This window comes from Mycobacterium sp. Marseille-P9652 (assembly GCF_902652685.1).
Classification (GTDB): domain Bacteria; phylum Actinomycetota; class Actinomycetes; order Mycobacteriales; family Mycobacteriaceae; genus Mycobacterium.
Genome location: NZ_CACRUY010000059.1, coordinates 21,510 through 29,379, shown reverse-complemented (window position 1 = coordinate 29,379; position 7,870 = coordinate 21,510). Strand labels below are relative to the sequence as shown.

General features: G+C 71.5%; 8 protein-coding genes. 1 reads left to right on the top strand and 7 read right to left on the bottom strand.

Annotated features, from left to right (window positions below; all coding sequences use genetic code 11):
* From GPY60_RS22655 to GPY60_RS22645, 3 genes are all read right to left on the bottom strand, one after another.
* Positions 1–309 (bottom strand): PE family protein (locus GPY60_RS22655; RefSeq protein WP_156689938.1); only part of this gene is annotated, 309 nt, incomplete at its 3' end.
* A gap of 156 nt (positions 310–465) precedes the next feature.
* Positions 466–1,362, bottom strand: coding sequence for a tyrosine recombinase XerC (locus GPY60_RS22650; protein ID WP_156689937.1), 897 nt, complete (start codon positions 1,360–1,362; stop codon positions 466–468).
* Between the two features lie 33 nt (positions 1,363–1,395).
* Positions 1,396–2,556, bottom strand: a complete 1,161-nt coding sequence (locus tag GPY60_RS22645; protein WP_156689936.1) for a lactate 2-monooxygenase — start codon at positions 2,554–2,556, stop codon at positions 1,396–1,398.
* A gap of 145 nt (positions 2,557–2,701) precedes the next feature.
* Between GPY60_RS22645 and GPY60_RS22640 the strand changes: the two genes are divergently transcribed.
* Positions 2,702–3,502 carry a sulfite exporter TauE/SafE family protein gene (locus GPY60_RS22640; RefSeq protein WP_156689935.1) on the top strand — a complete coding sequence of 267 codons (801 nt, stop codon included), beginning with the start codon at positions 2,702–2,704 and terminating at the stop codon, positions 3,500–3,502.
* Between the two features lie 372 nt (positions 3,503–3,874).
* Here GPY60_RS22640 and GPY60_RS22635 read toward each other — a convergent pair whose 3' ends face one another.
* From GPY60_RS22635 to GPY60_RS22620, 4 genes are read right to left on the bottom strand one after another with little or no spacing between them, the layout of a single operon-like run.
* Positions 3,875–4,777 (bottom strand): siderophore-interacting protein, encoded by a 903-nt coding sequence (locus GPY60_RS22635; RefSeq protein ID WP_156689934.1) that lies wholly within the window; start codon positions 4,775–4,777, stop codon positions 3,875–3,877.
* A 34-nt stretch (positions 4,778–4,811) separates the two neighbouring features.
* Positions 4,812–5,966 (bottom strand): DNA-processing protein DprA, encoded by a 1,155-nt coding sequence (dprA, locus tag GPY60_RS22630; RefSeq protein WP_156689933.1) that lies wholly within the window; start codon positions 5,964–5,966, stop codon positions 4,812–4,814.
* A complete protein-coding gene (locus GPY60_RS22625) occupies positions 5,963–7,474 on the bottom strand; it encodes a YifB family Mg chelatase-like AAA ATPase (RefSeq protein WP_156689932.1) in 1,512 nt (503 codons plus the stop codon). The genes dprA and GPY60_RS22625 overlap by 4 nt, the downstream gene beginning before the upstream one ends.
* Positions 7,474–7,851, bottom strand: coding sequence for a YraN family protein (locus GPY60_RS22620; RefSeq protein WP_156689931.1), 378 nt, complete (start codon positions 7,849–7,851; stop codon positions 7,474–7,476). The genes GPY60_RS22625 and GPY60_RS22620 overlap by 1 nt, the downstream gene beginning before the upstream one ends.
* Between the last annotated feature and the right edge of the window lie 19 nt (positions 7,852–7,870).

The following is a 7,870-nucleotide window of genomic DNA, read 5'->3' as shown; positions in this document are numbered from 1 at the left end:
GGCGAGCACGTACGCGCATGCCGAGGCGGTGGCCGCCTCGGCATGCGCGTACGTGCTCGCCGCGGCGGCCAACGCCTGGACGAAACCCCGGTGAAACCCCGCCGCGCCCGCCGAGAGCGCCTGAAATTCCTGCGCGTACTGTGCGAACACTTCCGCGACGGCCGCCGACACCTCGTCCTCAGCCGCGGCGGCCACCCGCGCCGTGCGCGCCGCCGCCGTCACCTGCGCCGCATCCAAGCCCGACCCGAGATCGGCCAACTGCGAGGCCGCCGCCGTCAGCGCCTCCGGCGCCGTGATGACCACTGACATCGGACCTCCCAACCGCCATGACCCCCCGCGTCATGCCGAAACCAGAAGTCCCCCACACCGGCAACGGTTAACGCTAGCCCGGTGACCGATCGATGTTTAGCCTGTTCACGCAGATTTATTGTGCGGACCCCGCCGATGTGTCGCGCGGTCCCCGCATCAGGCGCGGGGGTGCGCCTGGTCGTGCACCGCCCGCAACCGGGACACGGCGACGTGGGTGTAGAGCTGCGTGGTGGCCAGGCTCGAGTGGCCGAGCAGTTCCTGGACCACGCGCAGGTCGGCGCCGCCCTCGAGCAGGTGCGTGGCCGCGCTGTGCCGCAGCCCGTGCGGACCCATGTCGGGCGCGCCGTCGACGGCGGCGACGGTCTGGTGCACGACGGTGCGCGCCTGGCGGACGTCCAGCCGGCGCCCCCGCGCGCCGAGCAGCAGCGCCGCCCCCGACTCGGCGGTCGCCAGGGCCGGTCGCCCGTCGGCCAGCCAGGCGCGCAGCGCGTCGGCGGCCGGCAGCCCGAACGGTGCGGTCCGCTGCTTGTTGCCCTTGCCCAGGACGCGCACCACGCGGTGGTGGGTGTCGACGTCGTCGACGTCGAGCCCGCAGAGCTCACTGACCCGGATCCCGGTGGCGTACAACATCTCGACGATCAGCCGATCGCGCAGCGCAAGCGGATCACCTTGTTGCGCACCGGATTTCGCGGCCATCATGGCCTGCAGGGCCTGGTCCTGGCGCAGCACCGCCGGCAGGGTGCGGTGGGCCTTGGGGACCTGAAGCCGTGCCGCCGGATCGGTGGTGAGCAGGCCGCGCCGCGTGGCCCACGCGGTGAAGGCCTTGACGGCGGAGGTGCGTCGGGCCAGCGTCGTGCGCGCCGCACCGGAACCCGCGGCCGACGCCAGCCACGCTCGCAGGACGGGCACGCTCAGCCCGTCCAGGCCCAATCCCCGAGCCTCGAGGAAGGCGAACAGCGAGCGCAGGTCGCCCAGATAAGCGCGTCGGGTGTGGGCCGATCGGCCGCACTGCAGGTTGAGGTAGTCGTCGAACTCCGCGAGGATCGCCTCCACGCCGTCAACGGTCGCAGGCGACGCGGGCGCGACTCACATGACGCGCCGAAGCGTTTCCGGGGTGAGATCTTTGCGGGTCGGGTAGCCGTCGACGGCCATGATGAGGTCCGCCTCGGCGAGCATCGTGCGCAGCACGTGCACGAGTCCGTCGACGCCGCCGAGCGCCAGGCCGTAGGCATAGGGGCGGCCGATGCCGACGGCCGTCGCGCCCAGGGCGAGCGCCTTGACGATGTCTGCGCCGCTGCGCACGCCCGAGTCGAACAACACGGGCAGCCCGTCGGCCGCCTCGACCACCTGGGGCAGGCAGTCGAGCGCGGGCAGCCCGCCGTTGGCCTGCCGTCCGCCGTGGTTGGAGCAGTAGATGCCGTCGACGCCGCCGTCCTTGGCCCGCCGGACGTCGTCCGGGTGGCAGATGCCCTTCACCAGCAGGGGCAGGTCGGTCAGCGAGCGCAGCCAGGGCAGATCATCCCAGGTCAGGGCATTCCCGAAGACCTGGACCCAGCGCAGGACCGCCCCCTGCGGATCCTCCTCGGGCGGCCGCTGCAGGCCGGCCCGGAACACCGGGTCGCTGGTGTAGTTGGCCAGGCAATGGCCTCGCAGCTGCGGGAAGTTCGAGGTGCCGAGGTCGCGCGGCCGCCACCCGGTGACCCACGTGTCGAGCGTGACGACGATGCCCTTGAAGCCGGCGGCCTCGGCGCGCTGGACGAAGCTCGCCGCCAGCTCGCGGTCGTTGGGCGTATACAGCTGGAAGAACCCGGGCGTGTCGCCCAGGGCGGCGGCGACGTCCTCCATGGGGTCGACGGTCAGCGTCGAGGCCACCATCGGGACGCCGGTGGCCGCGGCCGCGCGGGCGGTGGCCAGGTCGCCGTGGCCGTCCTGCGCGCACAGGCCGATGACACCGATCGGGGCCATGAACACCGGGGCGGGCAGCGTCAGGCCGAAGAGATCGACGGAGAGGTCGCGCTGCGCGGCGCCGGCGAACATGCGCGGGATGAGGCCCCACCGCTCGAACGCCTCGCAGTTGGCCCGCTGGGTGCGCTCGTCACCGGCTCCGCCGGCGACGTAGGACCAAACCGACGGCGGAAGCGCCATCTGCGCCTTGGCTTCCCACTCGGCGAAGGCCATCGGATACGACGGCACCACCCCGCCGAGGCCGCGCAGGTAGATCTCGTTCTGGTAGTCGCCGAAGTGCATATCCCCATTTATCCTGTCTGATTTGCGAATAGGCCCAAATCAACGCTGACAACGGCAACTCGGGCGCATCTCTGCACAATTCGCCAAAGCGTGCCGCCGCGTGCATGTTAAAAAGTGTCGTGTCGTCGCGGGAGTGCCGGAGTCCATGACCGGTTCTCTCATTCTGATCCTCGCCGGCCTTGTGGCGGCATTTCTCAATACCGCCGCTTCCAGTGGATCGGCGGTCACCATACCCGTGATGATCATGATCGGCTTGGAACCCGTGGTGGCAAACGCGTCGAACCGGCTCCCGATTGTCATCGGATGTGCGACGGCGGCATGGACATTCCACCGCGCGGGACATCTCCTCTGGCGCGACGCGATCCGGTTTTCCATCCCCGCAGCAATGGGGGCCGTTGTCGGTTCGTCAATCGCGTCGGTTTTCGGTGACGGCCGCACCACCAACTTGGTCATCGCCGCAATAGTGGTCACGCTCCTTTTGTTGTTCGCGAACCCGGCGACATGGCTTTCCGCGGACCGGACCGATCGCCCGCCGAACAAGGGACCGGTTGTCCTCGTCCTGATGGGACTAGTTGGGGCGTGGGCAGGACTGATCGCCGTCGATTCTGGCACCTACGCGCTTGCGGTCCTGGTGCTCCTCGCCCGGTTTCCGATTCGGGAAGCCAACGGGATCAAGGTGACAGCCCTTGGCGTGGCAGCCCTGGTCTCCCTCGCCGTGTTCTCGGACAGAGGTGAAATCGACTGGCGCGCAGCGTGCTTACTCGCGCTTGGCAGCATCGTCGGAGCGCTGCTCGGCGCCCGGCTGGCACTCGGACCCCATGCCGCGAAATGGGTCTTCCGGCTTCTGGTGCTAGTCCTCGTTCTCGAAGTCGTTCACCTCGGCTTGGGTCTCTGGTTCCCGGACACGCTTGGTCCGGGGCCGCGACATCATGGCGCGGTCGGCTGAGCGGAGGTGACCCGTTCCTAGACCTCGGCCTCGGCGACCTCTTTCTTCCACTGCCGGAACGTCGCCTCGGTGCGTGCCGCGCCGCCGGTTGCCGGAGATGGACGACAAGAGCAAGGACAACGTCTACACCCTCAGAGATCTCCAGTGCGCCGACGAATGGGCGGTCACCACCGGCATATTGGCCAACAAGGACTCCCCAGACAGAGGTGCGCCCACGTCCTTCGTGTTTGAGCAGGAGGGCCAATTCTGGGTCGTGCAGGACAAAGCAAAGGTGTGCGGAAGCAACCCACCACGACAACCGCCCCCGCCGACGCCAAAATCCCTGCCGCACTGTTCATCTTCGGGTGCGCCGCAGGCTGATCGGCGGCAGGCTCACCGCCCGAGGCGGTTAGCCAGGTGCTCGAAAAGGTGACCTACAGGCCCCCTCTTGGCCCCGGCCTCCGCCTCGGCGAGTTCCTTCTTCCACTGCCGGAACGTCTCCTCGGTGCGGCCGCGCCGCCAGTAGCCGGAGATGGACGACGCCCACTTCGCATTCACCCCGCGCTCCTTGCGGATGTAGGGCCGCAGGTTGTGCATCACGGCCTGCGCCTCGCCGTGGATGAAGACCTGAACCTGCCCCGGCAGCCACTGCGAAGTCGTGACGGCCTCGATGAGCGGCGCGAAGTCGCCGGCGCGGTCCTCGGGGACGAGGTCGGCGCGGCCGCCGCGATAGACCCAGTTGACCGAGACCTTCTCCGGCGCCGTCAGCGGGATCTCGTCGTCCGGCCCCGCGACCTCGATGAACGCGCAGCCGACCGCGTCGTCGGGCAGCGCCTCCAACGCGACGGAGATGGCCGGCAGGGCCGACTCGTCGCCGGCCAGCAGGTGCCAGTCGGCCGCCGGGTCGGGCGCGTAGGCGCCACTTGGGCCCATCAGGTAGATCGGCTGGCCGGGCTGGGCCGCGGCCGCCCACGGCCCGGCGACGCCGTGCTCACCGTGCACCGTGATGTCGATCTCGATCTGCCGGGCCGCGACGTCGACGTGGCGGACCGTCATGGTGCGCACCGACGGCTTCTTCTCCGGGGGCAGCTCGGCGAAGCTGTCCATCGTCAACGGGTGGGGCAACCGGTCCATGTCGACGTTGTCGGGAACGAACACCAGCTTGACGTAGGAGTCGGTGAATTTGCTGGGCACGAAGCTGTCGAAATGACGGCTCCCCAGCGTCACCCGGACCATGTGCGGCGCGAGCTGCCGGGTACCGACGACTTCGAAACTCTGCAGCGGTCGACCTGCCACTTGTCCTCCCTGTTCAGACCCGGCCCCCGGTCGACTATACGAGGCGGGGCGTCGCCGCAGCGTGGCCCGCACGCACGATGCGCCACCGGCCCTCGTCGCGCTGCGCCAGCCCGGCCACCTCGAGCATCGCCAGGGGCCCGAGCACCCGTTCGGGGACCAGTCCCGACGCCACCGCGATCTCGTCGACCGTCGCGGCGCCGCGGCCCGGCAGCGCCTCGTAGACCCGGCGCTCGGCTTCGCCGAGCCCGTCGAGCGGGGTGCTCGGGCGGGGTTCGTCGGGCGCCAGCTCACCGATGCGGCCGACCAGCTCGACGATGTCACCGGCGCGGGTGACCAGCTCGGCGCCCGTCCGCAGCAGGGCGTGGCACCCCGCCGACGCCGACGACGTCACCGGCCCCGGAACCGCGCCGACGACCCGACCCAGGCCGCGGGCCCACGCGGCGGTGTTCGCGGCCCCGCTGCGCAGGCCCGCCTCCACGACCACAACGGCCCCCGAGACCGCGGCGACCAGGCGGTTGCGGGTCAGGAACCGGTGCCGGGCCGGCCGCACGCCCGGCGGGTATTCGGTGAAGAGCAACCCGTGTTGACCGATGCGATGCAGCAGGCTGGAGTGCCCCGCCGGGTAGGGAATGTCGAGCCCGCCGGCCAGCGCGGCGACGGTGACACCCTCGGAAAGCAGCGCCGCGCGGTGAGCGGCGCCGTCGATGCCGTAGGCGGCGCCGGAGACCACCGCGACGTCGCGTTCGACCAGCCCGGCCGCGAGGTCGGACGCCATGTGCTCGCCGTACGCGGTCGACGCGCGCGTGCCGACCAGCGCCGCCGAGCGCTGGGCGACCTCGTCCAGCGTCGACGGGCCCAGCCCCCACAGCACGAGCGGCGGTCCGCCCCGCGCCCTGGCCGCTCCGCCGAACGCGGCGAACGCGGCGAACGCGAGCATCGGCCACTCGTCACTGTCGGGCGTGATCAGTCGCCCGCCCCGGCGGGCCAGCAGCTCGAGATCGGCTGCCGCGCAGTCGATGTCGCGTCGCGCGTCGGTGTGCCTGGCCAGGTCTTCCGCGATCTGCCCGCGCCGGACCCGCTCGGCCGCCTCCTCCGGCCCGACGGCGTCGACCAGGGCGGCGAGCTCGGCGCAGGGAGGCTCGGCCACCCGCGACAGGTACGCCCACGCCCGCGACACCGGATCGCTCATCGCCGCGCACCGGCTTGCCGGAAGCTGAGCGCGGTGGCGACCTCGTCGACCCCGGGTGACACCCGGCCGGCCAGGTCCGCCAGGCTCCACGCGACCCGCAGGGTGCGATCGAGCCCGCGGATGCTCAGCAGCCCGTGATCGAGCGCCCGGCGCAGTGGTTCCATCGCGGCATTGCCGGGCCGGAACCGGTGCCGCAGCAGCACGCCGCTGACCTCGGCGTTGGTGCCGAACCCGTATGGCCGCCACCGCTCGGCCGCGGCAGCGCGCGCCGTCGCGACGCGATGGCGCACCTGCGCCGTCGATTCGCCGTCGGTGGCCGAGAACGCCCCGGCACGCACCTGATACATCTCGACCCGCAGGTCCACCCGATCGAGCAGCGGCCCGGACAACTTGCCCAGGTAGCGGCGCTTGGTCGCCGCGGCGCAGATGCAGTCCTGGGGATCGGCGGGCGCACACGGGCACAGGTTGGCGGCCAGCACCAGCTGGAACCGGGCCGGGTAGCGCGCCACCCCGTCGCGCCGCGCAAGGCGGATCTCGCCGTCCTCCAACGGGGTTCGCAGCGCCTCGAGCGCGCTCACCCGGATCTCGGCGCACTCGTCGAGGAAGAGGACCCCGCGGTGCGCGCGGCTGACGGCGCCGGGAGGCGCCATCCCCGACCCCCCGCCCACCAGCGCCGCGACGCTGGAGCTGTGGTGCGGCGCGACGAACGGCGGCCGCGTGATGAGCGGCGTGTCGCCCGACAGCAGACCGGCGACCGAGTGGATCGCCGTGACCTCCAGCGACTCGCTCTCCGACAGCGGCGGCAGCAGGCCCGGAAGCCGTTGCGCCAGCATCGTTTTCCCGATGCCGGGCGGCCCGGTCAGCATGAGGTGGTGCGACCCGGCCGCAGCCACCTCGACCGCGAAGCGCGCCTGCGCCTGCCCGACCACGTCGGCCAGGTCCTCGACCGGCTCGACGATGGTGACCCCGCCGGTGACCCTCTCGACCAGCGAGCCGGACCCGCCGAGCCACTTCCGCAGCTGCCCCAGCGTGCGCACCCCCCAGACGTCGATGCCGTCGATCAGGCTCGCCTCGGCCAGGTTCTCGACCGGGACGACAACGGTTGGCCAGCCTTCGCGTTTGGCCGCCAGCACGGCGGGCAGCACGCCGCGCACCGGCCGCACCCGCCCGTCCAGCGACAGCTCGCCCAGCAGCACCGCCTTCTCCAGCCGTGCCCACGGGTTCTTGCGCTGCGCGCAGAGCACGGCCGCCGCCAGCGCGATGTCGTAGACCGACCCCATCTTCGGCAGCGTCGCCGGTGACAGCGCCAGCGTGAGCCGCGATGTCGGCCAGTCCTTGCAGCAGTTGGTGACCGCCGCCCGGACGCGGTCGCGCGACTCCTGCAGGGCGGCGTCGGGCAGCCCCACCAGGTGCACGCCGGGCAGGCCTGAGGAGATGTCGGCCTCGATCTCCACGATCGCTCCGTCGAGCCCCTGCACCGCGACGGAGTACGCACGCCCCAGGGCCATCAGCCGATTCCCCAGATGTGGGTGATCTCGGGAGTGCGGCGCCTGCCGATCCGAACGCCAATCATGTCGATGCGGATCGCCGACCAGCGCCGGTCCTGGCCGGCCAGCCAGAGGCCGGCGAGCCGGCGCAGCCGCCGGACCTTGCGCGGGGTGACGGCGTACGGCAGCCCGCCGTACCCGTCGCCGGTGCGAGTCTTCACCTCCACGAAGACCGCCGTGCGGGTGGCCTCGTCGCAGGCGATCACGTCGAGCTCGCCGTAGCGACACCGCCAGTTGCGCGCCACGATCCGCAGGCCCTTGGCGGTGAGGTGTTCCACCGCGAGCGCCTCGCCAAGCGCCCCCAGCTCTGCCCGGGTCATCGTCTGTTCGGTCGTCATGCCGCCACGGTGCACCGGC